The organism is Cognatishimia sp. MH4019, assembly GCF_020177595.1.
In the GTDB taxonomy this organism is placed as follows: domain Bacteria; phylum Pseudomonadota; class Alphaproteobacteria; order Rhodobacterales; family Rhodobacteraceae; genus JAHTBL01.
Genome location: NZ_JAHTBL010000010.1, coordinates 41,811 through 65,612 on the forward strand (window position 1 = coordinate 41,811; position 23,802 = coordinate 65,612).

Annotated in this window: 32 protein-coding genes and 2 pseudogenes; 19 read left to right on the plus strand and 15 right to left on the minus strand. The window is 58.4% G+C overall.

Annotation, left to right across the window (positions count from 1 at the left end):
• The first annotated feature begins 113 nt into the window (after positions 1-113).
• The 6 genes and pseudogenes from KUW67_RS15525 to KUW67_RS15550 form a co-directional block, all read left to right on the plus strand.
• Complete coding sequence (locus tag KUW67_RS15525; protein ID WP_224826248.1) at positions 114-698, plus strand: ANTAR domain-containing response regulator; 585 nt, start codon at positions 114-116, stop codon at positions 696-698.
• Positions 695-1,858 (plus strand): CmpA/NrtA family ABC transporter substrate-binding protein, encoded by a 1,164-nt coding sequence (locus tag KUW67_RS15530; protein ID WP_224826249.1) that lies wholly within the window; start codon positions 695-697, stop codon positions 1,856-1,858. The genes KUW67_RS15525 and KUW67_RS15530 overlap by 4 nt, the downstream gene beginning before the upstream one ends.
• 262 nt (positions 1,859-2,120) lie before the next feature.
• Positions 2,121-3,488, plus strand: a complete 1,368-nt coding sequence (locus KUW67_RS15535) for a CmpA/NrtA family ABC transporter substrate-binding protein (protein ID WP_224826250.1) — start codon at positions 2,121-2,123, stop codon at positions 3,486-3,488.
• Positions 3,489-3,563: 75 nt separating this feature from the next.
• A complete protein-coding gene (locus KUW67_RS15540) occupies positions 3,564-4,637 on the plus strand; it encodes an ABC transporter permease (RefSeq protein ID WP_224826251.1) in 1,074 nt (357 codons plus the stop codon).
• A gap of 5 nt (positions 4,638-4,642) precedes the next feature.
• On the plus strand, positions 4,643-6,325 hold the full coding sequence (locus KUW67_RS15545) for an ABC transporter ATP-binding protein (RefSeq protein WP_224826252.1): 1,683 nt from the start codon (positions 4,643-4,645) through the stop codon (positions 6,323-6,325).
• A gap of 5 nt (positions 6,326-6,330) precedes the next feature.
• Positions 6,331-7,545: pseudogene (locus KUW67_RS15550) on the plus strand (NAD(P)/FAD-dependent oxidoreductase); the annotation flags it as partial.
• Positions 7,546-7,576: 31 nt separating this feature from the next.
• On the opposite strand, the gene KUW67_RS15555 reads toward KUW67_RS15550, so the two are convergent.
• From KUW67_RS15555 to KUW67_RS15615, 14 genes are all read right to left on the minus strand, one after another.
• A complete protein-coding gene (locus KUW67_RS15555; RefSeq protein ID WP_224826253.1) occupies positions 7,577-8,170 on the minus strand; it encodes a hypothetical protein in 594 nt (197 codons plus the stop codon).
• Positions 8,171-8,179: 9 nt separating this feature from the next.
• Positions 8,180-9,280 carry a site-specific integrase gene (locus KUW67_RS15560; RefSeq protein ID WP_224826254.1) on the minus strand — a complete coding sequence of 367 codons (1,101 nt, stop codon included), beginning with the start codon at positions 9,278-9,280 and terminating at the stop codon, positions 8,180-8,182.
• Positions 9,265-9,459: a hypothetical protein gene (locus tag KUW67_RS15565; protein ID WP_224826255.1), complete on the minus strand. Its 195-nt coding sequence runs from the start codon at positions 9,457-9,459 to the stop codon at positions 9,265-9,267. Before KUW67_RS15565 ends, KUW67_RS15560 begins: the two co-directional genes overlap by 16 nt.
• Positions 9,460-9,461: 2 nt before the next feature.
• Positions 9,462-9,608: a hypothetical protein gene (locus tag KUW67_RS15570; RefSeq protein WP_224826256.1), complete on the minus strand. Its 147-nt coding sequence runs from the start codon at positions 9,606-9,608 to the stop codon at positions 9,462-9,464.
• Complete coding sequence (locus KUW67_RS15575) at positions 9,590-9,730, minus strand: hypothetical protein (RefSeq protein ID WP_224826257.1); 141 nt, start codon at positions 9,728-9,730, stop codon at positions 9,590-9,592. The genes KUW67_RS15570 and KUW67_RS15575 overlap by 19 nt, the downstream gene beginning before the upstream one ends.
• 96 nt (positions 9,731-9,826) lie before the next feature.
• Complete coding sequence (locus KUW67_RS15580; protein ID WP_224826258.1) at positions 9,827-10,210, minus strand: hypothetical protein; 384 nt, start codon at positions 10,208-10,210, stop codon at positions 9,827-9,829.
• Positions 10,210-10,395: a hypothetical protein gene (locus tag KUW67_RS15585; protein WP_224826259.1), complete on the minus strand. Its 186-nt coding sequence runs from the start codon at positions 10,393-10,395 to the stop codon at positions 10,210-10,212. The genes KUW67_RS15580 and KUW67_RS15585 overlap by 1 nt, the downstream gene beginning before the upstream one ends.
• Entirely contained in the window at positions 10,392-10,604 is a 213-nt protein-coding gene (locus KUW67_RS15590) for a hypothetical protein (RefSeq protein WP_224826260.1), read from the minus strand. Before KUW67_RS15590 ends, KUW67_RS15585 begins: the two co-directional genes overlap by 4 nt.
• Positions 10,601-10,723, minus strand: coding sequence for a hypothetical protein (locus tag KUW67_RS18420; RefSeq protein ID WP_255596848.1), 123 nt, complete (start codon positions 10,721-10,723; stop codon positions 10,601-10,603). The genes KUW67_RS15590 and KUW67_RS18420 overlap by 4 nt, the downstream gene beginning before the upstream one ends.
• Positions 10,720-10,941, minus strand: coding sequence for a hypothetical protein (locus KUW67_RS15595; protein ID WP_224826261.1), 222 nt, complete (start codon positions 10,939-10,941; stop codon positions 10,720-10,722). Before KUW67_RS15595 ends, KUW67_RS18420 begins: the two co-directional genes overlap by 4 nt.
• Positions 10,941-11,249 (minus strand): hypothetical protein, encoded by a 309-nt coding sequence (locus tag KUW67_RS15600; protein WP_224826262.1) that lies wholly within the window; start codon positions 11,247-11,249, stop codon positions 10,941-10,943. Before KUW67_RS15600 ends, KUW67_RS15595 begins: the two co-directional genes overlap by 1 nt.
• On the minus strand, positions 11,246-11,551 hold the full coding sequence (locus KUW67_RS15605; RefSeq protein ID WP_224826263.1) for a hypothetical protein: 306 nt from the start codon (positions 11,549-11,551) through the stop codon (positions 11,246-11,248). Before KUW67_RS15605 ends, KUW67_RS15600 begins: the two co-directional genes overlap by 4 nt.
• Positions 11,551-12,021: a hypothetical protein gene (locus KUW67_RS15610; protein ID WP_224826264.1), complete on the minus strand. Its 471-nt coding sequence runs from the start codon at positions 12,019-12,021 to the stop codon at positions 11,551-11,553. Before KUW67_RS15610 ends, KUW67_RS15605 begins: the two co-directional genes overlap by 1 nt.
• Before the next feature lie 206 nt (positions 12,022-12,227).
• Positions 12,228-12,758 carry a helix-turn-helix transcriptional regulator gene (locus tag KUW67_RS15615; protein WP_224826265.1) on the minus strand — a complete coding sequence of 177 codons (531 nt, stop codon included), beginning with the start codon at positions 12,756-12,758 and terminating at the stop codon, positions 12,228-12,230.
• A gap of 134 nt (positions 12,759-12,892) precedes the next feature.
• Between KUW67_RS15615 and KUW67_RS15620 the strand changes: the two genes are divergently transcribed.
• Entirely contained in the window at positions 12,893-13,348 is a 456-nt protein-coding gene (locus KUW67_RS15620) for a hypothetical protein (protein ID WP_224826266.1), read from the plus strand.
• 68 nt (positions 13,349-13,416) lie between these two features.
• Here the strand turns inward: KUW67_RS15620 and KUW67_RS15625 are convergent, their stop codons facing one another.
• The gene (locus KUW67_RS15625) at positions 13,417-14,034 is read right to left on the minus strand and encodes a type VI secretion system-associated protein TagO (protein ID WP_224826267.1); all 618 of its coding nucleotides are present in this window, start codon (positions 14,032-14,034) and stop codon (positions 13,417-13,419) included.
• A gap of 323 nt (positions 14,035-14,357) precedes the next feature.
• Between KUW67_RS15625 and KUW67_RS15630 the strand changes: the two genes are divergently transcribed.
• From KUW67_RS15630 to KUW67_RS15690, 12 genes and pseudogenes are all read left to right on the plus strand, one after another.
• Positions 14,358-15,077 carry a hypothetical protein gene (locus KUW67_RS15630; protein WP_224826268.1) on the plus strand — a complete coding sequence of 240 codons (720 nt, stop codon included), beginning with the start codon at positions 14,358-14,360 and terminating at the stop codon, positions 15,075-15,077.
• Positions 15,074-15,388 carry a hypothetical protein gene (locus KUW67_RS15635; RefSeq protein ID WP_224826269.1) on the plus strand — a complete coding sequence of 105 codons (315 nt, stop codon included), beginning with the start codon at positions 15,074-15,076 and terminating at the stop codon, positions 15,386-15,388. The genes KUW67_RS15630 and KUW67_RS15635 overlap by 4 nt, the downstream gene beginning before the upstream one ends.
• Positions 15,385-15,696 (plus strand): hypothetical protein, encoded by a 312-nt coding sequence (locus tag KUW67_RS15640; RefSeq protein ID WP_224826270.1) that lies wholly within the window; start codon positions 15,385-15,387, stop codon positions 15,694-15,696. Before KUW67_RS15635 ends, KUW67_RS15640 begins: the two co-directional genes overlap by 4 nt.
• Positions 15,697-15,698: 2 nt before the next feature.
• Positions 15,699-15,926: a DUF3310 domain-containing protein gene (locus KUW67_RS15645; RefSeq protein WP_224826271.1), complete on the plus strand. Its 228-nt coding sequence runs from the start codon at positions 15,699-15,701 to the stop codon at positions 15,924-15,926.
• Positions 15,923-17,134, plus strand: coding sequence for a primase-helicase zinc-binding domain-containing protein (locus KUW67_RS15650; protein ID WP_224826272.1), 1,212 nt, complete (start codon positions 15,923-15,925; stop codon positions 17,132-17,134). Before KUW67_RS15645 ends, KUW67_RS15650 begins: the two co-directional genes overlap by 4 nt.
• Entirely contained in the window at positions 17,127-17,939 is an 813-nt protein-coding gene (locus KUW67_RS15655) for a DNA adenine methylase (protein WP_224826273.1), read from the plus strand. Before KUW67_RS15650 ends, KUW67_RS15655 begins: the two co-directional genes overlap by 8 nt.
• A gap of 170 nt (positions 17,940-18,109) precedes the next feature.
• Positions 18,110-18,511 (plus strand): annotated as a pseudogene (locus tag KUW67_RS15660) (DNA cytosine methyltransferase); the annotation flags it as partial.
• Between the two features lie 700 nt (positions 18,512-19,211).
• Entirely contained in the window at positions 19,212-19,424 is a 213-nt protein-coding gene (locus tag KUW67_RS15665; RefSeq protein WP_224826358.1) for a DNA cytosine methyltransferase, read from the plus strand.
• A gap of 11 nt (positions 19,425-19,435) precedes the next feature.
• Positions 19,436-21,655, plus strand: coding sequence for a phage/plasmid primase, P4 family (locus tag KUW67_RS15675; RefSeq protein ID WP_304522397.1), 2,220 nt, complete (start codon positions 19,436-19,438; stop codon positions 21,653-21,655).
• Positions 21,656-22,122: 467 nt separating this feature from the next.
• The gene (locus KUW67_RS15680) at positions 22,123-22,890 is read left to right on the plus strand and encodes a hypothetical protein (RefSeq protein WP_224826274.1); all 768 of its coding nucleotides are present in this window, start codon (positions 22,123-22,125) and stop codon (positions 22,888-22,890) included.
• Positions 22,891-23,007: 117 nt separating this feature from the next.
• On the plus strand, positions 23,008-23,262 hold the full coding sequence (locus tag KUW67_RS15685) for a hypothetical protein (protein WP_224826275.1): 255 nt from the start codon (positions 23,008-23,010) through the stop codon (positions 23,260-23,262).
• A 2-nt stretch (positions 23,263-23,264) separates the two neighbouring features.
• A complete protein-coding gene (locus KUW67_RS15690) occupies positions 23,265-23,630 on the plus strand; it encodes an HNH endonuclease (protein WP_224826276.1) in 366 nt (121 codons plus the stop codon).
• Positions 23,631-23,802: the final 172 nt, after the last annotated feature.

Below are 23,802 nucleotides of genomic sequence, written 5' to 3' on the forward strand. Positions count from 1 at the left end.
AATTAGACACTTCGTGACGAAAGCGCTTGGTTTCGCCGCAACGCACGTCTGTCGCAGGGCTAAAATGAGGGAAAGCGCCTGACCGACAGACCGTGTCGCGATACGTGCAGCGCATGAGCCGTGACCTTTCCATTCTTGTCGTTGAAGCGGACCCTCAGAAGGCACGCGATATCATCGACGCGCTGATGGAGGCTGGTTGGTCAGACGTCCATGCCTTAGCGCAAACCGCTGGTTTGGAACGCGAAATCAAGGCACGGCAACCCGATATCGTCTTAATTGATGTCGCTAATCCGGACCGGGATATGTTGGAGCATCTCAGTCTCGCCTCTGACAGCAAATCCCGCGCCGTGGCGATGTTTGTCGACAAAACCGACGATGATTTGACCCAAGCGGCCTTGGCTGCTGGTGTGAGTGCCTATGTGGTCGACGGTCTTCAAATGAACCGCATCAAATCGGTGTTGGAGACAGCGATTGCGCGGTTTCAATTGCTGCGTCAGATGCAATCGGAACTGGATGCCGCAAAGCGCGCGCTGGAAGATCGCAAGACGCTGGACCGCGCCAAGGGTATCTTAATGCGTCAGCGCGGCGTTTCAGAGGACGAGGCCTATCAGTTGCTGCGCAAGACTGCGATGGATCAGGGGCGCAAGGTGATCGACGTGGCGCAGGCCTTGGTGACTGCGGCGGACCTTTTGGCATGACCCGAACGGTTCTGAACTGCGGATATGTCCCCTTGGTGGATTGCGCCCCCTTGATTGTGGCCAAGGAGTTGGGCTTTGCCGCTGAAGAGGGGCTGAGCTTGAACCTTGTCGCGCAGCCCTCGTGGTCTGCGACCCGCGATATGCTGGCGCTGGGCCATCTGGACGTGGCGCATATGCTGTCCCCGATGCCGATTGCGATGTCTTTGGGCTACGGCGGCCTGCCCGGCGAGATCGACGCGCTGATGGTGCTGTCGGTCAATGGCACCGTTTTTGGAATTTCAACGCAACTTGCCGACGGGCTGCGCGGGTCGTCCGTCGGCCCCGCATTTGGCGATGCCGGAAATATGCTGCAAAACATTGCAGCCTTGGGCACCACGCGGCTGCGTATTGGTGTGCCGTTTCATTACTCCATGCACCGTCTGCTGCTGGAATACTGGCTGCAAGGGCAGGGCGATCTGGCCGCGCTGGAGATTGATATCGTCACGATCCCGCCGCCGCGCATGGCCGATGCTGTTGCCGATGGCCATATAGACGCGTTCTGGGTTGGGGAGCCGTGGGGCAGTGCGGCTGTCGCGCGCGGCGCGGCTGAATTGGTGCTGCCCGGCACGGCTGTCTGGGGCTTTGCGCCTGAAAAGGTGCTGGCCGTGCGGCATGACTGGGTTGAGACGCGCAGCGACGACGCCCGTCGTTTGATCCGCGCGCTTTATCAGGCAATGCGCTGGCTGGATGCATCGCGCAACAAGCCCCTCGCGGTCGAGATATTGGCCCGCAGCGAGCATCTGAACATCGCGCCTGAGCTGATTGACCCGGCCATTTCAGGTGCGCTGACGCCCGTACAGGGCGCGTCGCCCGTCTCGGTCGAGCGGTTTTTGCTGTTTCACAAGCATGCCGCACATTTCCCGTGGCGCAGTCAGGCGGCGTGGATCGCCGCGCGTCTTGGTGCAGGCCCAGACGGGATTGCGCGGGCCAAACAGTGTTTCCGCGCGGATATCTACCGCGATGTGCTGGGGCCAACGGGCGCTGATCTGCCCGGCGCGTCGGAGAAAGTGGAAGGTTCCATGCGCCACGCGACGGCTGTTGCGTCGAGCCGTGGGCATATGATTCTAGGGCCGGATGCCTTTTTTGACGGCAGAACCTTCGATTTCGCCCTGAAAAACTGATTAAAAAATACGCAATTTCTGCATTGCAGCATTTTTGTGGCGATTACAGCGTCAAAATCGTTGAGCGCTTCCTGATCTAGTTGAATGATAACGATACGGGCATAGATGCCCTCCAAGTTTCCGGATGCCAATGGCGGCATCCAATCACTCAAAAAGCAAAGCCGCTTGTATGTCGCACGGAGCCTCCCCTCCGCGCAGCTTACAAGCGGCTTTTTTCGTTTTCCGGGTCTCCCTTCCGGAGCAGACAAAAAGGACATCTGCGATGAAAACTTTACTCACTTGCACGATCACAGCAGGACTTCTGGCCACCACGGCGATGGCCGAGATGCTGGACCTTGAAAAAGACGAGCTGACCTTTGGCTTTATCAAGCTGACCGATATGGCCCCTTTGGCTATCGCCTACGAGAACGGCTATTTCGAAGACGAAGGTCTGTTCGTCACCCTTGAAGCGCAAGCCAACTGGAAAGTGCTTCTGGACGGCGTGATCGACGGCCAACTGGACGGCGCGCATATGCTGGCCGGTCAGCCGCTGGCCGCCACAATCGGCTACGGCACGCAGGCGCATATCATCACGCCGTTCTCGATGGATCTGAACGGTAACGGCATCACGGTGTCCAACGAGATTTGGGAGCAGATGAAGCCGAACGTGCCGTTGATGGACGATGGCCGCCCACAGCACCCGATCAGCGCAAGCGCGATGAAGCCGGTCGTGGAGAGCTATCAGGATCAGGGCATTCCGTTCAACATGGGCATGGTGTTCCCGGTCTCCACCCACAATTACGAGCTGCGCTACTGGCTGGCCGCGGGTGGTCTGGAGCCCGGTTACTACTCGCCCGAGGATATCTCCGGTCAGATCGGTGCGGATGTGCTTTTGTCCGTGACGCCGCCGCCGCAAATGCCGGCCACGATGGAAGCGGGCACGATCTTTGGCTATTGCGTGGGTGAGCCGTGGAACCAGCAGGCTGTCTTCAAAGGCATCGGTGTTCCGGTCATCACAGATTACCAGATCTGGAAGAACAACCCTGAGAAAGTGTTCGGGATCACGGCTGAGTTTGCCGAGGAAAACCCCAACACGACCATCGCACTGACCAAGGCGCTGATCCGCGCGGCGATCTGGCTGGACGAGAACGACAACGCCAACCGTCCGGAAGCGGTCGAGATCCTTGCACGCTCGGAATATGTGGGCGCGGATGCCGAGGTGATTGCCAACTCGATGACCGGCACGTTCGAGTTTGAGAAGGGCGACAAGCGCGACATTCCCGATTTCAACGTGTTCTTCCGCTACAACGCGACTTACCCGTTCTATTCTGATGCGATTTGGTATCTGACGCAGATGCGCCGTTGGGGCCAGATCCCCGAGCCGAAGTCTGACGAGTGGTTCATCGACACGGCCAAGGAAGTCTACCGCCCCGACCTCTACCTGCAAGCTGCGCGCATGCTGGTGGATGAAGGCATGGCCAACGAGGCCGACTTCCCCTGGGAAACCGACGGCTTCAAAGCGCCGACCCCGGCTGAGGATATCATCGACGGCATCGCCTATGACGGCCGCACCCCCAACGCTTACCTGGAAAGCCTGCCGATTGGCCTGAAAGGCGACCAGATCATCGTCGGAAGCGAGATCCAAGGCTAAGCCAGCCTGATTTGAGTGGGCGCTGACGTGGCGCCTGCTTTTTCCCCATATGCCAGCAAAAGAAGGACCAAGCAGATGACTGCGATTGATCCCGATACCCTCGACCAAGAAGCCCGCAAAGCCCGCAGATTTACCCTGATCAACAAGGCCGATGGCTGGTTTCAGGTTCTGGGACTGTCCTGGATGACCCCTGTTCTGAAGGCTGCTGCCGGGGATAACCCGCGCGCCCAGATGGGCGAGATCTGGCGCCTTTTGGGGGTTCCTGTTCTGGCTATCCTCATTTTCCTGATGGCATGGGGTTCGCTCGCGCCGCGGGTGCAGACTTCGCTGGGGGCCATCCCTGGCCCGGCGCAGGTCTGGGAGCAGGTCGGAAACCTGCACGCTGATGCGCAGCGCGAGAAAGACAAAGAAGCGGCGTTTTATGCCCGTCAGGACGAGCGCAACGCAGCCTTGATCGCCGATGGTCGCGCAGACGACGTCCGGCAGCGCATCTATACTGGCAAGCCGACCTATTACGATCAAATCTGGACCTCGATCAAAACAGTGTTTTTCGGGTTCCTGATCGCCTCGGTCATCGCGATCCCACTGGGAATTCTGGCGGGTCTGTCGGCGACGGCAAATGCCGCGATCAACCCGCTTATCCAAATCTTCAAACCGGTCAGTCCGCTGGCATGGTTGCCCATTGTGACCATGGTCGTCTCGGCCGTTTATGCGACGAATGACGGCATGTTCTCGCGCTCGTTCTTGGTGTCGGCGATCACGGTGACGCTGTGTTCGCTTTGGCCGACGCTGATCAATACCGCGCTGGGTGTTTCGTCCATCGACAAGGATCTGGTGAGCGTGTCGAAAGTCCTGAAAATGAGCACGTATTCCAAGATCACCAAACTGGTGCTGCCCTCGGCGCTGCCGCTGATCTTCACGGGCCTGCGGTTGTCACTGGGTGTCGGCTGGATGGTGTTGATCGCTGCGGAAATGCTGGCTCAGAACCCCGGTCTTGGGAAGTTCGTCTGGGACGAGTTTCAGAACGGATCCAGCCAATCGCTGGCGCGTATCATGGTCGCGGTGCTGACCATCGGCATTATCGGCTTCATGCTGGACCGTGTGATGTATGCGCTTCAGTCGATGTTCACCTTCTCGGCGAACCGGTGAGCGATATGAGCATTCTGAGCTTTACAAACGTCAACAAGGGCTTCGGCGAGGGCGCTGCGCGCGCCGAAGTGCTCAAGGGGATCAACCTTGAGATTAAAGAAGGCGAGTTTGTTGCCATCCTTGGGTTTTCCGGCACTGGGAAGTCCACGCTGATGAACCTGATCGCGGGGCTGGAGACGCCCGATAGCGGTGAGGTTGCCTTTAAGGGCACGCCGATCACCGGGCCGGGGCCAGAGCGGGGGCTGGTGTTTCAAAGCTACTCGCTGATGCCGTGGCTGACGGTGGGTGGCAATGTCGGGCTGGCTGTGGATGCGGTGTTCCCGAAGCTGTCCAAAGGCGCGCGTCAGGCCAAGATCGACCACTATGTCGGCATGGTGGGGCTGAGCCACGCGGTTTCACGTCGTCCGGCTGAGCTGTCGGGCGGGATGCGCCAGCGGGTCGCCGTGGCGCGTGCGCTGGCGATGAACCCGGAGATGCTTTTGCTGGACGAGCCGTTGTCGGCGCTGGATGCACTGACGCGCGCCAATCTGGCGGATGAGATCCTGGAGATTTGGGAGCAGGACAAGAAGACCTGCATTCTGATTACCAATGACGTCGATGAAGCGATCTTGCTGGCGGATCGGATTATTCCGCTGAACCCGGATGGAACGCTTGCTGATCCGGTTGCGGTCAACATTCCTCGTCCGCGTGATCGGGGGGCGATGAACCATGACGAGACGTTCAAAGCCCTGCGGGCGCAGGTCACGAAATACCTGATGGACGTGGGCGTCGCCGCCAAGGTTGAAGGCTCTCGCCTGTTGCCGAATGTGACGCCGATCCACGGGGTGCCTACGGCTGTGGCCAAGGCTCAGGAAGGCATGATCGACGAACGGTTCCTCGACTTTTCGCAGCTTCACAAGGTGTATCCGACGCCGAAAGGCCCGCTGACCGTCGTTGAGGATTTCGACCTGAAGATCAATAAGGGCGAGTTCATCAGCCTAATCGGCCATTCGGGCTGCGGTAAATCCACTGTGCTGACGATGGCTGCAGGGCTGAACGAGATCTCCAAAGGGGCGATCAAGCTGGACGGGCGCCATGTGGAAGGCGCGGACCCGGAGCGGGCCGTTGTGTTCCAATCGCCCAATCTTTTTCCGTGGCTGACTGCGAAAGAGAATGTCTCGATCGGGGTGGACCGGGTTTATCCCAAGGCGAGCATGGCCGAGCGTCAGGACGTGGTTGAGTATTATCTTGAGCGCGTCGGTCTGGCCGACAGCATGGACAAGCAGGCAGCGTCGCTCTCGAACGGGATGAAGCAGCGTGTGGGTATTGCGCGGGCCTTTGCGCTTTCTCCGAAACTACTGCTTCTGGATGAGCCTTTCGGGATGCTCGACAGCCTAACGCGCTGGGAGCTTCAGGAGGTCCTCATGGAGGTCTGGTCGCGCACCAAGGTGACCGCGATTTGCGTCACCCATGACGTGGATGAGGCGATCCTGCTGGCTGACCGTGTGGTCATGATGACCAACGGTCCGCAGGCGACCATCGGCAAAATCGTTGATGTCGATCTGCCGCGTCCACGCACGCGTAAAGCGCTGTTGGAGCATCCGGATTACTACAGCTACCGCCAGGATGTGCTCGATTTCCTTGAGGAATATGAGCATGGCGCGAAACCCAAACCAAAGCCCGCTCTTGAAGCGGTCGCAGCGGAGTAATCGCCATGACCCAGAACCTTGTTATCATTGGTGCAGGCATGGCGTCGGGCCGTGTCATCGAGCACCTGATCGACGGCGATCCAAGCGCCTATAACATCACGCTTTTCAACGCAGAACCGCGGGGCAACTATAACCGCATCATGCTGAGCCCGGTCTTGTCGGGCGATAAAAGCTATGCGGATATCGTCACGCATGACGACGATTGGTATGCGCAAAACAACATCACCTGCCGCTTTGGTGAGCATGTCACGGCCATCGACCGCGATGCAAAAGTTGTGCATGGGCAGAACGGGGATGTTCCTTATGACAAGCTGCTGATCGCGACGGGGTCTGCGCCGTTCATCATTCCGGTGCAGGGCAAAGACCTGCCGGGGGTGATTACCTACCGCGATCTTGATGACACCAACGCCATGATCGACGCGGCTGCCAGAGGCGGTAAGGCCGTCGTGATTGGTGGCGGTCTGCTGGGGTTGGAGGCTGCCGCAGGGCTCGCCGAGCGCGGCATGGACGTGACGGTGTTGCACCTGATGGGCCACCTGATGGAGCGTCAGCTTGATGAAAGCGCCGGTTTCCTGCTGCGCCGTGATTTGCAGGACAAGGGCGTCAAGGTGATCTGTCAGGCCTCGACCGCAGCCATTCTGGGCGAGGACAAGGTCGAAGGCGTGATGCTGGAGGACAATACCGGACTTGAGGCCGATCTGGTCGTCATGGCCGTCGGTATTCGCCCCGAAACGCGGCTTGCGACGGATGCAGGGCTTGACGTGGCACGTGGCATCGAAGTGAACGCGCAGATGCAAACCTCGGACCCGGATATTTATGCCGTGGGCGAGTGTGTCGAGTTTGACGGGCATCTCTTCGGTTTGGTCGCACCGCTTTATGACCAAGCGAAGGTGCTGGCGCATGATCTTCTGGACGAGCCGGCCGTGTTCGTCGTGAAGGAACTGGCGACGAAGCTGAAAGTCACGGGCTGTGATCTGTTCAGCGCGGGCGATTTTGCCGATGGCGAGGGGCGCGAAGACATCGTTTTCCGCGATCCCGCACGTGGCGTTTACCGCCGGTTGGTTCTGGAAGACGACGCGGTCGTCGGTGCGGTGATGTATGGCGACACCGCAGACAGCAACTGGTTCTTTGGCCTTATCAAGGACAGAACCAATATCGCCGAGATGCGCGAGACGCTGATCTTTGGATCGGCTTATCAGGGAGGCGACCCTGCACTACCATTTGGTTTTTCACCTCAATAAAAACAGCAACTTACGACCTACTGCGGGACACTTTTGAAGACTGCGGGACACCATGGTCCAAAATCCCGCGCGCTAACGCCCTCAAAACATCGTCCGACCAATCGCTTCTAGCGATGTTCGCTGCCACACATGCAAGCCGGACATTTGGCTCGATATATGGCCCACCCTGTTCGATGCGATCGAGGCTCGGTGCGAACGGGCGCCGCCGCGTCTCTGTTGGCGATAGGTCAAACGGTAGTCCTGAAATCGCACATTTCCCTGACTGCGCGTCCAGCATTTGCAGTACGTGCCCCTTCTCCAAGTCAAACCGCACGTTGTCTGTCTCAGCGCGTCTCTTGGCGCCTTTTAGCAAGCTGGCAATTAGAGTGCTGAGATCGCCGGTTGCGGCGACCACAGAAACAAAATCACCAGCATAGCATACTTTCTCGCCAATGCGGGCGCAGTAGTATGCTTCTGCGAACATTGGGTGTTCGGGGCCGATATCCATCGAAATACGCTTCGTCTTCTGCCCTTCGATCCGAACGCGATATCGCGTTGTGCCATTGCGGTTGGTTTCGATTGTCAGCCCCGGAAAACGGGCAAGTAAATCGGCTTTGCTATCCATTGGACCGGACTACCAATCAAGGCTGGCCAATGCCTGGATGCCATCAGCAGCCAAAAGGCGGCGCTGAACTCCCTTCGTATAGACCTCAGATGTGCGCGCTTCGGTGTGTGCCATGACCGCCATGATCTGGTGTTGACTGCAACCGGACTCGGCCATCAGTTCGGCCACAGCTTTACGGACACCGTGAGAAGAGCGACCAGATAGGCCGGCGGCGCTGCACCAGCGCTGGACGCGAACGCGCAGCGCTTCGGTTGACGCGAACGGCTTGCCCTTTTCGTTCAGCACATAGGCCGGTCCGATGACCTTGGCTGCGCGTGTCGCTTCAAAGAGCGTGGGCAGCATGGGGATGGTTACCGGCGCCGACCCTTTCTTGCGCGGTTGCCATTCCAGCCAAACCTGACCGTTGTGAGTCACCTCCTGTTCGCGGCCCAGCCAAATGGCATCGCCTATGCGGCAAGCCGTGAACGCCTGAAGGGTCAGCCAAAGATAAGCCGTTGTGCCCTTCGGATGCGCCTTCTTGAACGCCTTCAGGTCTGCTGGTGTCCAAGGTGTCGCGCCGCCCTTCGGATTGCGATTGATAGGCGCAATGCCGGCCGCAGGGTTGTGGGCGATTTCGTCACGCTCGATCGCCCAGGCATAGACCGCGCGGACGGATTTAATCAGGTTGTCAGCTGCGCCGGGCCGGTTTGCCCAGGCATCGCGGATTTCCACGAATGCTGCCGTGGGCGCATCCATTTCGCAATCGCCGTAGCGGGTGCCGTCATGGTCTTCAAAGTCGCACAGGCGCGACAGAACGCTGCGTCGCTGTTTGAGCGTGGCCGGTGACATCTGACCCGCTTCGACCATCTTTTCCAGAAATTCCATGTAGCGTCCGACGAGCCAGTCCAGCGACCGTTCTGCCACTTTGGACCGTGACGGTGTCCAGATTTCGCCGGCGCGCGCGGCGTAGTAATGATGCGGAAAATCGGAATGGTCTGGCCCGACTGGGATGGTGATGCGACGGCGTTTGTCGCCTTCCACGCGGACACGGTATCGCGGTGAACCGTTGCGATTTCGCTCTATTAAAAGTCCCGGAAAGTCGACGCGCACCCCATTCACCGTTTTGCCCATTTCTTGGGTTGCAACACTTGCGCAGAAGGTTTGGCCGTGTCCACCGCTTTTTCAGTGACGGTTTCCACGCGCACGGTGCCATCTTTGCTGACCGTGACCGCGCTTGGCGTCAGCCCAGCGGCTTTCGTGGCCTCGATGGCGCGCTGGATGGCGGCTTTGGTGACAGTGGGTGCAGGCATGGTCAGCTGGTCACCGATACGAACTGCAGTTCACGGTTTGGATAGGCCTGAGCGATGCGCGCTTCGGCGTCTTTTTTGGACTTGGCCCTTGTGACGTGCTGGATCTGGCCAACACCTGACACGATGACTTTCACGATGAAGCGTTGCATGTGTCTTCCTTCTTGATCGAGGTTTTCCAGTGAAAGCGGGCGGCGTCGGCTACGGCATCCGCGATGATGTCAGCGGTGTCGCGGGCAATGCGGCCTGTGCCGTCGCAAAGGTTGCAGGTCATGTCCGCACCCCTCTGCCGCCCGAACGAAAATCCAGCAGAGCGGTTTCCCGGCGCAGCTGGCATGCAGGGCAATTGAAGCCGTTGCCGTGTAAGAACTTATTGGGCATCGCGCCATTCCTTCAGGCTGCGGCTGATGTTGATCTGTCTGCCGCCAACACCTTTCGGTTTATGACGGCAGACAGCATCCCCTTCCGCGTGGCACTCATGCAGCATGGGGTCAGCGAAGCTACATTTGCGCCCCTGACCAAGCACGGTTCGGAAATTCTCTATGGGCGCGCACGGTGTTTTGTTTTTGTAAGTGGTGGCAGCCGTGCGCGCCCCGATCCGGGCTGTCCCCAACAGCCCCCGGCAACTTGTTTCAAAAAATCCGGGAAGGCAGGTTGCCACGCCCCCGGCAGGTTGCCCGACACTGCAGGCAGAACTATTGAGGCAGTTCGACAGTGTCGGTTTCAAAAAAGAGAGCAAACCAAGCCGCAGCATCAGCGCATCGTCACTAGTTTTTGAAGATTTGCTGCAGCAGACTTATACTGCTGCGATAATTCAGCGGGCTGGCATTGATACCGGCCAAACTCATGCAGCGTGTCAGCGGCCCGCAGCAGATCCTCAATCGCTTGACGCGTCCCGAGCGGCACGGTCTCAAACTCTCCAAACTGGCCGTCCATCATTTGGTCTCCCGTGTCTTGCCGGGGCAATCTGGCGCTATGGTTCCGTCAGGGCAGCCGCAGTCGGGCCAACGCGGACACTCAAAGACCTTTGCGCGACCCGCGACGTTGATCCGCTCAATGAGGGCAGGGTGCAGCGTTGCGCCCCACACAGCGGCGCGGTCGTTTTCGCGTGCAATCTCGGCGAGTTCGTCGAAGCGGTCGCGGGTCATTTGCTGGCCTGCCGTTCGCAAACTGAGGCATAGGCCTTAAGCAGGTCGAGCAACGTGACCTCGGCGACGACCTTGCCTTGGCCGTTACAGGCTGGGCATTTGAATTCAGTCAGGTTCATGTGTTCCGCAGCCTCCCGTCAGGCGAGTAGACCTCGCGCAGTTCGTTCAGCGTGAAGCGATAGTGATCGGCGTTGACCTCTTGAACGGCGCGGACGCGCGGACCCAGCCCGCCTGAATTGATTTGGCGACCCTTTTCGACCTGCGGTTCGGTTTCAGACACATTGGCGCACCAATCCGATGACGCAGTCCAACGGGTTTCGAAGTAGAACAGCCGCATCACGCCGCCCCTTTTGGGTCGGCGCCGGGGCGCACGATGCGATCCACGTCTTGTTTGATGCGTGTGTCCGCAGCGCCGTTCCAAAAGTCGCGGCTCTTGCGCCCGCGCTCAGTTTCAACGTCAAAAGCGTACGCCTGTGCCAAGTTCTTGGCGCCTTGGGGGCTGACCTCAGCCAATGCCTCAATCGCTTCGCGCGCGCACATCGCCATCAGTTCAGGCGCGCTGTATTCACCGGACTGCGGATGCATCATGCATTCGCGCCAGAGGGCGGCGCGCAACGGGCGCTTGTCTTGCGGAATCTGGTTCATGTCTCGACCTCCGCGCCCAGCATCTGGGCCGTGTCGTTGGCTTGTTTCTGGCGCAGACCGTTGTGTTGCGACTTCGCCGCGCTAATCCAGTTGCGCACCGCTTCGGTGCTGTCGTGGCCGCTGCCAATCACGCCATGGGCCTTGATCTCGACCAGATGGCTGGCCCAGGTATTGGCCGGATCAATAGGGTTAAAGTAGCCGCCGGTGTCCTCTGCCACGAATTCAAGAAGCTGTTCGCGTCCCGCGGTTTCGAGCAGTTCAAGCGTGGCCAGCGTCTCGGCCAGATCGGTGCATGTACACATCAGCTGATCCTCCGCGCGATTGTCGACCAGTGCCGCGCCGCCTTCCATGGCAGATCGTGCCAACGTGTGGTGATGCCATAGGCGGACAAGCGATAGGGCGCTGTTGGATGCTGACGACGCTCAAGCGTTGCGACGGGATTGCGATCAATTACGGCATCAATGTCGACATCGGTTCCATCTTCAAATGCCAGTTCGATTTCCCGCAGGAACGCGTGACGTTGATCCGCGCAGATTGTCGGTGCGACGCGTGGTAGTTCGGTGCCCCGATCTGCGGCGCGGCGCGCGAGCAGTTCACCGCACATGTCAGACAAGTAGAGCGCAAGGATTGCCTGATCGCCCTTAGAGATGTCGCCTGCTTGCCGCTCCGGGCAATCGCGGGCGAGGTGGCGCAGAAGTTCGTCTGTCACTGTCACCGTCCCGTCAGAAGCGATGAGAGGTGCATTTGCGCGGGGAAGTTCGGAAAGTTGCATTTCAGCCTCCTGTTTTCAGAAGGCATAAATGACCAAAATGGTAACTGTCAATCAAAATTATGACCGAATTGGTCATGAGGAGCGAATTATCGCACAGCTAAGTTGCTTGCGTTGAGAGATTTGTTTGTGTTTTGTTCTCTTATGGATTGGTATTGGTCACACAATAGGCATTTGCAGTCGTTAGCCTTGAAGGCTGTCGCAACCGGTCAATCGCTAGACGAATTGTTCTTTGACGAAAGTTCAGCTTCGACGGTTCGCATTTGCTCGGCCAAATCGACGGGCAGCTTGTCCCATTTTCCCAAGATTAAGAAATCGAGTGTGACGCCATAGCGTTGAACCAAAAGAGCTGCGACCTGGTCTGTGATGGGTCTTTTACCGCCTTCAAACCGCGACCAATATGTTCTGGGAATAGACAGTCGATCAGAGATTTCACTCGGTGACATTTTCAAAGCTGTTCGCAAAAGCTTCAGTCTGTGCCCGATTTGCTCTGGGCGCATTTCAAACATGAGGTTTGCATCAATCAACATTTTTTGGCTCGGACCCATCGTTTCACTTAGCGGCATGACCATTTTGGTTACAATTTCCAATTTGGCGACTTGACGAATAACCAAATTGGTCATTAAGAAGGCGTTATGACCAATTTGGTAACAGATATTCTTGATAGATGGCCCACTCGGCGTGATTTGTTCGATGATGCCCGTGTTGCGGATGACAAATTGCAGATGGTGGCCGTGCATCGATGGTTTCAGCGCGGATCGGTTCCATCCAAGTATTGGCAGGCTCTTATAAGAGGTGCGGCTTCGCGCGGGTTTGATGTTTCGTCTGATGAAATGGTGGCTGCACACGCTGCTACGCCTGAGCGGGGTGCAGCATGAGCAATTCAAACGATCAGCCTCAAATTGTCGTCGTTTATAGCGATGGTTCGTCATACCCGACTGCAGACACGGTTAAGCAGCTTTCTGACAGAGGCCTTTTGGGCGGTCAAAAGGTCGAGCATTCGTCCGCACAAACCTTCCGTTTGGAAAATGTGTCCGCACAATTGTCCGACAAGTTCCCGCATGCCGCTCATAACGAGATCTTGGGGCGTGGTGCGTCGATGCCTGCTTATGATCCGCATCAAGTTCACCGGGAATTTCCTGACCGATGGCAGGCATATATCCGGGCTAACTATCGCAACCTCAACCATGTGCAGCTGATCTTCGGCGTGTCTGAACGCACCGCCCGCAAATGGTGGAAGGGTGAAACCGGCGCCAATGGCGGTCACGTCGCGATTGCTGTCAATGAACATCCCGTGGCTGCGCCGCGCATGCTGTTTGCGGCGGAGTGATGGCTATGGCAGTGCGCTCTTTTTTTTCGCGATTTCGGACAAATGTCCGCACAAGTGTTCCGCGCGCTTTAATCGGCTTGGAACATTTCAGACCAGTTGCAACTAGACTTCGTGGTCGAGATTGCTTTTCGCAATCCGCTGATATCAAAACGCATGATCTGCGGCACAGTGCGATAGGGTTCAAATCGGACGACAATTGTGTCGTGATCAAGCAGGTTGTTTCTGACAAAGGCCCTTGCTTTTCCGGTTTCCCACCATCCGAATGCTTTCGCATCGGTGCTAACGCGGCTGATTTGCTGAGACGATTTTTCCATGTCGCGTCGGAGATCTATCGCCAGCGTTCCTGTGTCTCTATTTGTCGCTGGTGCATAGCAACCATGCGAAAAGAAGGCTGTCGTTTCACCTTCGAGGCAGCGAACAAAAAGGCGAGGCGGTTCGCTTCGACCGCATGTGATCGGCGTAATGGCTGCGGTCGAAACGTAGACATCTGTTTGGTCGGTGAAGTCCGATTTTGTGGACTCGATCGTCCAGTTCTGAGACGGGCTGTCCGTGCGTGTCGGGGTGTGACCCAAAGCCTGATCGTAACAGGCCAGCCGGTCAGTATCCGATTTGATTGCTGCACATTGGCGACCGTCTGCCATAGCCGCGCCAGGCAGCATGGTCAGCGCAATAATCAGTCTTTTCATCGGAACCCCTCCGTTTTGCGAACTACACGGCAATATAGGGTTCGGTTGCGGGAATGTCAGCCATTGCGCGCGACCTCGCATTTTGAAGAATTTGCAGCATATCGGGCGTCCGCACTCGCTCGAATTGCCGCCGTAACAGGGGGGCACGGTCTGTGCTGCAAAGCCCCCCATCGTATTCTGACGCGCGGCCATTCTGGCCCATTTGGACCTAAAGCAAGGGGGCGGGTTGCGCGTCGTGTGGCCCCCTTATCCTCCCTGTTGGACTGTGGGCGGCATCATGCTGGTGTCGCCCGCATTTTTCCGACCGTCCGGGGGGAGGCATCATGAGCGCGAACCGTTCCACCGCTGTGATGCAGCGCCGTCATGAACCCCATGACAGCCTTGATTATTTCCCGACACCGCCATGGGCCACGCGCGCGCTGTGCGAACGGCTTATGGCGGTGTCACCGCTTCACCTGCTGCATGTCTGGGAACCGGCCTGCGGCGAAGGCCATATGGCCCGCCCGCTTGGTGAGTATTTCGACCGGGTCTACGCCAGCGATGTGCATGATTACACCGACGCCTTCCCGGCGCAGGATGATGTCTGCGATTTCCTGTGTTCATGGGATCACCCGTTTCAATTCACGCAAGCACCCGCATCAGGCGACCAAGACGCCGTGGATTGGATCATCACCAACCCGCCGTTCCGCATGGGCGAAGAGTTCATCCGCACAGCCCTGATGCGCGCCCAGGTCGGTGTCGCGGTCTTTGTCCGCACCTCGTTTCTGGAAGGCAAGGAACGTCATCGATCACTGTTCACGCCCACGCCGCCCGCGCTGGTTCTGCAATTCGTGGAACGTGTGCCGCTGGTGAAGGGCCGGTTGGACAAGGAAGCATCATCCGCCACCAGTTATTGCTGGATTGTCTGGCTGAAGGACGGGGCAACCGGCACCGCCTTTGACTGGATTGCGCCTTGTCGCACCCGGTTGGAACAAGCCCGCGACTATCCGATTGCCGAAACCGAACTGGCCCCAGCGCCATTGTTTGACGGGGGGGCGGCATGACCCAGAACCCTGTCGTTGCATTCGGGTTGAGCGCCACCGCCGCCGCAATGGGCGCGAAATGCGGGCAAACATCGCTGCGATCCCGCATGGATCTGGCCATCGCCACCCTTCGCTTGGTGCCGCGCGATGAAGCGGCCTGCACCGCAGTAGCCGATTTCCTTGTGCAGAGTGAGCGCGACCCGGTGACGGCAGGCCATGGCCTGCAGGATTTCGTGTCGACCTGGGTGAACCAGATACCGCGCCAAGACGCGCAAGAGGTCACAGACGGCGCGCCGCTCTTTGACTGGCAGAAACGGGCGGACCTGCAATGAGCAATCGAACCGCCTCTGCTGAACGCTGTCTGGTCGCGGCCTGTGCGCACCTGAGCATGATGACCGTGCGCAATGAGAATTTCCCGATGTGGGTCAGCATCATCCGCGACGTGCTGCCGGATTGCGAGGGCTGTGCATCGGCCATGGCGCAGCTGAAGGCCGCGGCTGACGTGCTGGCCCATGCCGAACGCGGCAGACCGCAGGACAACGCCATGTCCCGGCTTCGTTGGGAAACGGAACGCTATTTCGCCATGGCCGCGGCGCATCGGTTTGAGGCGTGGAAACAAGCAAAGTCTGGGGGCGCGTGAGCATGGCAGACAATGTGAATCACCCAAAGCACTACACATCGCACCCAAGCGGCATCGAGTGCATCCAGATCGTAGAGCATATGGGCTTTTGCCTGGGCAACGCGGTCAAATACATCTGGCGCGCTGATCTGAAGGGCCACGCCATCAAGGATTTGGAAAAGGCACGGTTCTACATCGATCGTGAAATAGAGCGCCGTCGCCGTGCAGGGTTGGTGGAGCGCTGCGAATGAGTTTTCAAGATGACCCACGGCTGATCGAGGCAAAAGCCATTCCCATGACGGAACTGGTCGACCGCCTTGGCATCTCACGGCTGAAGCCGATGGCTAATGAATTGATTGGCCCGTGCCCCCTGTGTGGTGGGCGTGATCGGTTCGGTATCAATTTGCGCACCGGGGCTTTCCTGTGTCGCAAGTGCGACCTGCGCGGTGGTGACCAGATTGCGTTGACAATGGGCGTCCTGAACATGGATTTCAAAGGCGCGCTGCAATGGCTTTGCGGTGACAAACCGGCGCAGCTGGATCAAGCGGAAATAGACCGCCGGCGCAAACGCGCGGCAGAGGCTGACCGGAAGCAGCAAGAGGCGCAAGAGCGCTACCGCCGCAAGGCCATCGCGGACGCCCGTGTGATCTGGAAAAACGCACGGCCCGGCCATTTGGGCATTGTGCCCGCCTATCTGGAAGCGCGCGGCATCAACCCGTCGCTGCTGTCCGAAATCCCGGTCGCGCTGCGCTTTATCGTGGATCATCCCTACGTCAAGAAAATCGGCCGGGAATATGTCACCGCGCATCGCGGCCCCTGCATGATTGCGGGCATTCTGAACATGGCGGGTGAGTTGACCGCAGTGCATCAGACATGGGTCGACATCAACCCGCCCCACGGCAAGGCCAAGATTTCACATGAGGGCGAAAGCCTGCCCGCCAAGCTGGTGCGCGGGTCGAAGAAATCCGGCGCCATCCGCCTGCATACGCCTGAAGGCGCTGACACGCTGGTGATAGGCGAAGGGATTGAAACGACGCTGACGGCGCTGGTCGCGGACCCGTTCCCGAACGCTGCCTATTGGGCCGGTGTGGATTTGGGCAACATTTCTGGCCGTATGCAAAAGGTGAAAGGCCAGAAATATTCCGGCCTGCCTGACATGAGCGATTCCGACGCCTTTGTGCCGCCGTCTTGGGTGAAGCGACTGGTGTTCATCATGGATGGCGACAGCGACCCGACCATGACCCGCGCCAAGCTGGAATGCGGGCTGCGCCGGGCCATGGCCCTGCATCCGGGCCTTGAAGGCAAAATCGTTCACGCTGGCAAAGGCGTCGACCTGAATGATGTGCTGATGGGGTCGAAGCCGGAAAAGGGAACGTCCAGTGGACGTTCCGAGGCTGAGACGGGCGAAGCCCCGGCCCGTCAGGGAACCCCTGAAGATGAAGGGGGTGAAGATGGTTGAGGTTAAACGCCCCGTTCTTCGCTGGCATGGTGGTAAGTGGATACTTGCACCGTGGATCATTTCGCACTTTCCAGTTCATCGCGTCTACGTCGAGCCATTTGGCGGTGCGGCTTCAGTTCTTTTGCGAAAGCCTAGAAGTTATGCCGAGGTCTACAACGACCTTGATGATGAAGTCGTAAACCTTTTCAGAGTGCTTCGAGGGGACCGTGCGCTAGAACTTACCGAACTGTTGCGTCTTACACCGTTCGCTTCCGATGAATTTTTCTCTGCCTATGAATCTGATGAAGATGAAGTTGAGCGCGCTCGAAGAACGGTTGTTCGGGCCTTTATGGGGTTTGGCTCAAACGGTGTACACAAGAAGACCGGCTTCCGGTCAAATTCTAATCGCAGTGGGACGACACCCGCGCGTGATTGGGTAAATTACCCTGATTGTTTGTCTGAGGTCGTTGAACGGCTGCGCGGTGTTGTTATTCTCAACAGAGATGCAAAAGAAGTTATGGCCGCTCACGATGGGCCAGACACACTGCACTATGTTGACCCTCCCTACATCGCAGGAACGGACTATGCGCATGAACTCACAGATGATGATCATGCCAAGTTGCTTGAGTTTTTAGCTGGCCTTTCGGGGCGTGTCATTTTGTCTGGTTATCCAGATGAACGCTATGATCACGCCTTGCCTACTTGGCGGCGGGTTACCCGAAAAGCGCTGGCTGATGGTGCGCGGGAACGGACTGAAGTTCTTTGGATGAACTTCCAAGCCCCTTTGCAACAAATTGAACTCTTTGATTCCGAGGGCACGGCATGATCGGCGCGACCTTCTGTTCCGGCATCGGTGCCCCTGAAGCTGCGGCCCCTTGGGTCGACTGGCGCTTTGCGTCGGAGATTGAGCCGTTCCCCCGCGCCGTGTTGGCAGAGCGGTTCGGCTACCGCGACCCGGACGCCCAGAACCAAGGTGAGCCGCTGCTGTGGGGTGACATGCAGACCGTCACGCCAGACCTCTGGCGCAGCCACGGCTTGCCGCTGCCCGAACTGATCGTGGCGGGAACGCCGTGTCAGGCCTTTTCTGTCGCTGGCATGCGGCGCGGGCTGGATGATGACCGCGGCAACCTCACCCTGAAATTTGTGGAGATCGTGCATGACATCGTCGCAGCTAGACATGATGGACAGCTTGTTGTCCTCTGGGAAAACGTCCCCGGCGTCCTCAGCGACAAGTCCAACGCCTTCGGATGTTTCCTGGGCGCGATTGTCGGAGCTGAACAGCCCATCACTATCGCTGGAAGCTGGCCAAGTGCAGGTATGGTTGGCGGACCACGGGCAAGGGCCGCGTGGATCGTTCGGGACGCTCAATATTTCGGAGTGGCCCAACGACGCCGCCGTGTGTTCGTTGTCATCGACTTTGGAAACCGGGTCGATCCCGCGCAAATATTATTTGAGCGCCAAGGCCTGCAGGGGAATTCTGCGCCGCGCCGAGAAACGGGGGAAGAGCCTGCCCAAACTCTTGATGCAGGCATTGGTCGCCGCCGCGGCTCAGGAATGAACCCAAATTCCTTGGTTGTTCCAAGCCAAGACCCAGCCGCAACCCTCGAAACAACCTGCAATGACTACAGCCGCGCAGATGGGTTCAATTTCGTAGCGGAAGTGCCGCCCTTGGCCTTCGACTGCAAAGGCTCTGAGGTTCAGCACGACACGGTCGCGCCCCCGCTGCGCGCCATGGGACATGCCGGATCGCACACAAATGGCGGCGGTCATGCAGCTGTGGCCATTCAGGAACGTGCCGTTTCGGAAAACCCCGATGCCGGGCCGGATGGCAAAGGTGTTCGGGATGATGACACAGCTTTCATGCTGGAAGCCCGCACCCAGCCGCAGGCCGTGGCCTTCAAGCCGTCACACTACACGCGCGGCAAGGATGGCGCGCCGTCACAAGTTTTCCCGCCCCTGACCGCCGATGCGGACAAGGGCGACCAGGGCCCGGTCATTGCCTTTGATCTGAGGGGCCGCGAGGGGGGGGGCATTGCCCGAAGGGCCGCACGATACGGCCAACCTGCGCGCGGCTTCCGGCGGATCGTCGCGCAGCTATGTGCAAACGGGTCCGATTGTTCGCCGTCTGACGCCGGTAGAATGCGCCCGGCTGCAGGGCTTCGAAGACAATCATTGTCAAATCACATACCGGGGGCGGCCCGCAGCGGACGGCCCCCAATACAAAGCATACGGCAATTCAATGGCCGTGCCCGTGGTCGCGTGGATCTTGGACCGTGTCGAGGCCGCTGTCGCGGCGGGCGATAGGAACTGATCGGGGCGAGGATGACAGGCAACATCGATCAGGAAGAGCAATTTAGACAAGCGGTCATGCTTGTCTGGGCCGAAGGCAAATGCTCGACCAGACTTGTTCAGCGAAAACTGGCAATAGGCTACAATCGGGCTGCAGGTCTTGTCGAACGCATGGAAGCTTTGGGCATAGTTTCGGCGTCCAATCATGTTGGAAAACGTGAGGTTCGTAACCCTGACGACATTCGTGCTGCATTGAACATCAGACAAGAAATTACAGATATTGCCGGGGAAGAGGCTGGCAAAATTCTTTTGAATGTGCTGGTAGAAGGTCTGCGAACCCTTCCTGAAGAACCTAAAGCGCAACCCGATGGGCTGTCTGAAGTTCGTTCAGCGTTCGAATCCGCAGAGGATGTCACCCCTGCCGATGGCCTGACGCCGCCTGATGATGGCCGCTTCGACGGGCCGTCTTACGGCGATGATGGTCCGCCGCCCCGCACCCCAGACTTGCCGATGCCCGAAATGGATGGGGCCAAGCTGCCCCTGAATGATACGGGCAATGGGCAGCGCTTCGCGCTCTATTGCGGCGATGATGCGATGTTTGTGCCCCGTGTCGGGTGGCACATCTGGGATGGCAAGCGCTGGAAGCTGGACCCAGACGGCATTGCCGTGCGCCGTCATGCGCAGACGATTCATGAGCGCATCGAGAAGGAAATTCCCCACCTTCAGCTGAATTCGGCTGAACAGCGCCGGGTCGACCGCCTGGAAACCATTCGTGTCGACTTGCGAGATTTCGACCAGACATTTGTCGACTTATCCGACGAAGAGCGCATCGAGAAGCGCCAGAATCTGGTGGCGGAAAAGGATAAGTTGAACTCTGAACTCTGGGGACGCGGGTCGACCAGGCAGCGCCACAAGGCCTTCGCCAGATCAGCTGGCAACAGCAACGCCATCAAGAACCTTTTGGCGGAAGCTGTGACCAGCCTTCACCGCGATGTTGAAGACCTCGATGCCGATCCGCTGACAGTGAACACTGAAACTGGAATTCTGAGATTTCTTCGCAAGGATAACCCAAACTTTGGCGTTGCGGGCGCGACGGGATCAAGCCTGAAGTGTTTCGCTGAAGTGGAGATTGAAGAGCACACGCGCGTCGTGTCGATCGAGGGCAGGAATCGCCCACAATACATCACCAAGATGATGCCAGCCGCGTATGACGCCGACGCCAAATGCCCAAAGTTTGATGCGTTCTTAGAGCGGGTGCAGCCCGACCCGGCCATGCGGGCCTGTCTTCAGCGTTGGTTTGGCCTGAGCATGACCGGCGAACCGATTCAGAAATTTCTCTACATGTATGGCATGGGTGCCAACGGCAAATCGCTGTTGGCGGGTTTGATGCGCCGCATGTTGGGCGATTATGCCACCATGGTCCGCATCGAAAGCTTGACGGGCAAGAACCGCAAATCCGGCTCAGATGCCACACCGGACCTGATGCGCTTGATTGGCGCGCGCGCGGCCATCACCAACGAACCTGAAGAAGGCGAACGCCTGCAGGAACAGAAGGTCAAGGAAATGACCGGTGGCGACGAAATGCTGGTGCGGAACCTGCATTCCGACTTTGTCGCCTTCACGCCCTATTTCAAGCTGACCTTTACCGGGAACCACAAGCTTGAAATACGCGGCACCGATGACGGTATCTGGCGGCGTCCGCTGTTGTTTCCGTTTGATGTCCAGATCCCGGAAAATGAGCGGGATGAAAAGCTTGGCGACAAACTCTTCGAGGAAGAGCGGTCGGGCATCCTGAATTGGATGATTGCAGGTCTTCTGGACTATCTGGAAGGCGGGCTGCAAGAGCCAGCACAGGTTCTTGAGGCAACAGAAGAATATCGCAAGGACAGTGACCCGGTGGGCGACTTCCTTGCCACTGGCTGTGAGATTGATGGCGGAACGGATTTCCTTGCCGCCCGTGACCTTGTCGACGCCTGTTACCTCTACCTGCTAGAGAACACCGCCCACGCATGGCAACCAGGCAATCTGCAGCGCAAGCTGAAAGAGCGCAACGGCAAATATATGCATCCGGCCACAGGCAAGTCCTACACGCGCCACAAGCGGAATGGGACTTGGGGTTATTCAGGCATTCGTTTGACAGACGATATGCGCGACCGACTGGCAGATGCGCCACGCGACCCCAAAGGCCTGCCAATGTTGCGAAAAGATGGAAGTAGCGGTTCTTCGCCGCACTCCGAGGGCTACCCGCTGTGACGCGCCGGGCGGCACATACGCAAGCCACCGCCGCCCGCACCCCGCACCCCTACAACCACATTCTTCGAAAATCGGGGCAGCTTTCCGACTTCTGCCCCGTATCGGGGCGCAATTCCCAAATCTATCTGTTGGGAAAAAGCATTTTGTTTCTGAGGTTTGTGACTGTTTCGGGGCGTTTGGGGCGCTTGGGGCAGAAAAATCCGGGTTACGTGCGCGCGCGTATTCTGGGGGGTCTGGGGGGGAGATGTCTTGCGTATAGGTCGCGCTCTTCTGCCCTATCTGCCCCGCGCGCCCCGCCAGACGGATTGTGCTCATGTTTTCAGTGGGTTGCCGGTCTAGCGATTGTTGTGGGGTTCTGCCCCGTTCTTTTGCGTTCTGCCCCGTCTGCCCCGCCATTCATCACTCGAAATCAACATCTTGGTTTCCTTTCATTCGAAACAACAAAATCTAGAAAGTAGAGGTCAGGCATGAAGCTAAAGAGGGTCGAAAAGACGTGCTGTGTGGATGAAACAGGGGCAAAACTGGCCTTTCATCTGTGCTGCCCGGATTGCCGCAAAGAGTTGGCACAAGAGGAACGGGCGTGGCTGATGGATGTGGGAACGGCACCGGACGGATGCAGTGCTGAGATTATCACGGCACCTGCGCGTGGCCCGCTTGCCCGGTTCCGCGAAGGCTATTGGCATGAGAAAGACGGCCAAGGTGAATGGCGGCACGTTCCCTATCGGTCAGGCTGTCCCGGTCAGGCCCGTGACATCTTCGACACCATGACAGACCAGGCAACGCGGCGGGGCGGTGATGCGCCATTTACGGCGGCTCAGGTTGGTGCTGCCCGCGACTATCGCGCGCTGTTTGAGCGGGTGCAGTCTGCAGGCGTCAAGTGTTCCAAGGCCTTCGATGTCCAGATGGGTGGCCAAGGCGATACCGATTTCATGACCGCCTATATGCGCGATGCCGAACGTCTGGCCATGTTCCACGACGCAATCGGCAGCGTGATTGCCAAGGATATGAAGCGGGTCAGCCCCGACAAAGCGCAGCGCGTCATCATCACAGATGACATCCTTGCCCAAGTCGACAAGCGCATCATCACTGTGCGAACGTTGGTGGATGACGTGTGTATCAAGGAACGCGCCCTGAGCGACGTTCTGGACGCGCATGGCTGGTCTGTGACTGGAAAAAACCGAAAAGCCCTTCGGGACGCCCTATGCGCCGCTTTGGGGCGTATGCAGGGCATCTGAATAGCAGGGATACAAAATGTTGTTGACATAAGGACCACCGGATGATTCTAAATAGCTATCATCACGAAATGCGCCCGCAGGTATCCCCTGACGGGCGCTTTTGTTTGGGAGGTAGCCATGCAGATTGGACATATTGAAGGCGCAACGCGGGTCATCGGGAAGTCACAGGGCTACCTTGGCCTGCCCATCCGTGATGTTGCCATCGACTGTTCGGTCAATGGCGAAGGCACACCAGCGATGGTGACGGCGTGGCATCCGACACCGGATGAACTGGAAGCGCTGATGAACGGCGCACCGATCTATGTGCAATTGCTGGGCCAGTCGCATCCGCCCATCATGGTGGGTGTCGGCCCGGAGCCTGACCCGGTCTGACCATGGGTCGCCTGTCCGCTGCCAAGCCGCGTCTTGGTTCCATGTCATCCCGCTTGGGTGGCGCGCCAAAGTCCGAAGCCGAACGGTCCCGTCATCGTGACCAGACGCAAGGATGGCGCAGCTGGTACAAGACCGCGCGCTGGCAGCGGCTGAGACTGAAGGTGTTGCAGCGCGACGGCTACACCTGCCAAGCTACGGGCGCGCTGCTGGTCGGCAAGCATCCGGCACCCAACAGCCCGGTGGTTGACCACGTTCGACCACATCGCGGCAACCCAGACCTGTTTTGGGATGAAGACAACCTGCAGGCTGTGTCGAAGGAATACCACGACAAGGTCAAGCAAAGCATCGAGAAGCGCGGGCGGCACTGAGCGCCCAGCCATCACCACAACAATCAATCAAGGGGGGGGCGGTCAAAAGTCTGACGGCCCCAAACGGCTAGACCCGCGCCCCCCCAATTCGGAGATTTTTTTCCTGTGAAACCTGAAAATTCCACTGCAGATCTGGAAACAGACCTCTTTGGAAATCCCTTGCTGCCGATGA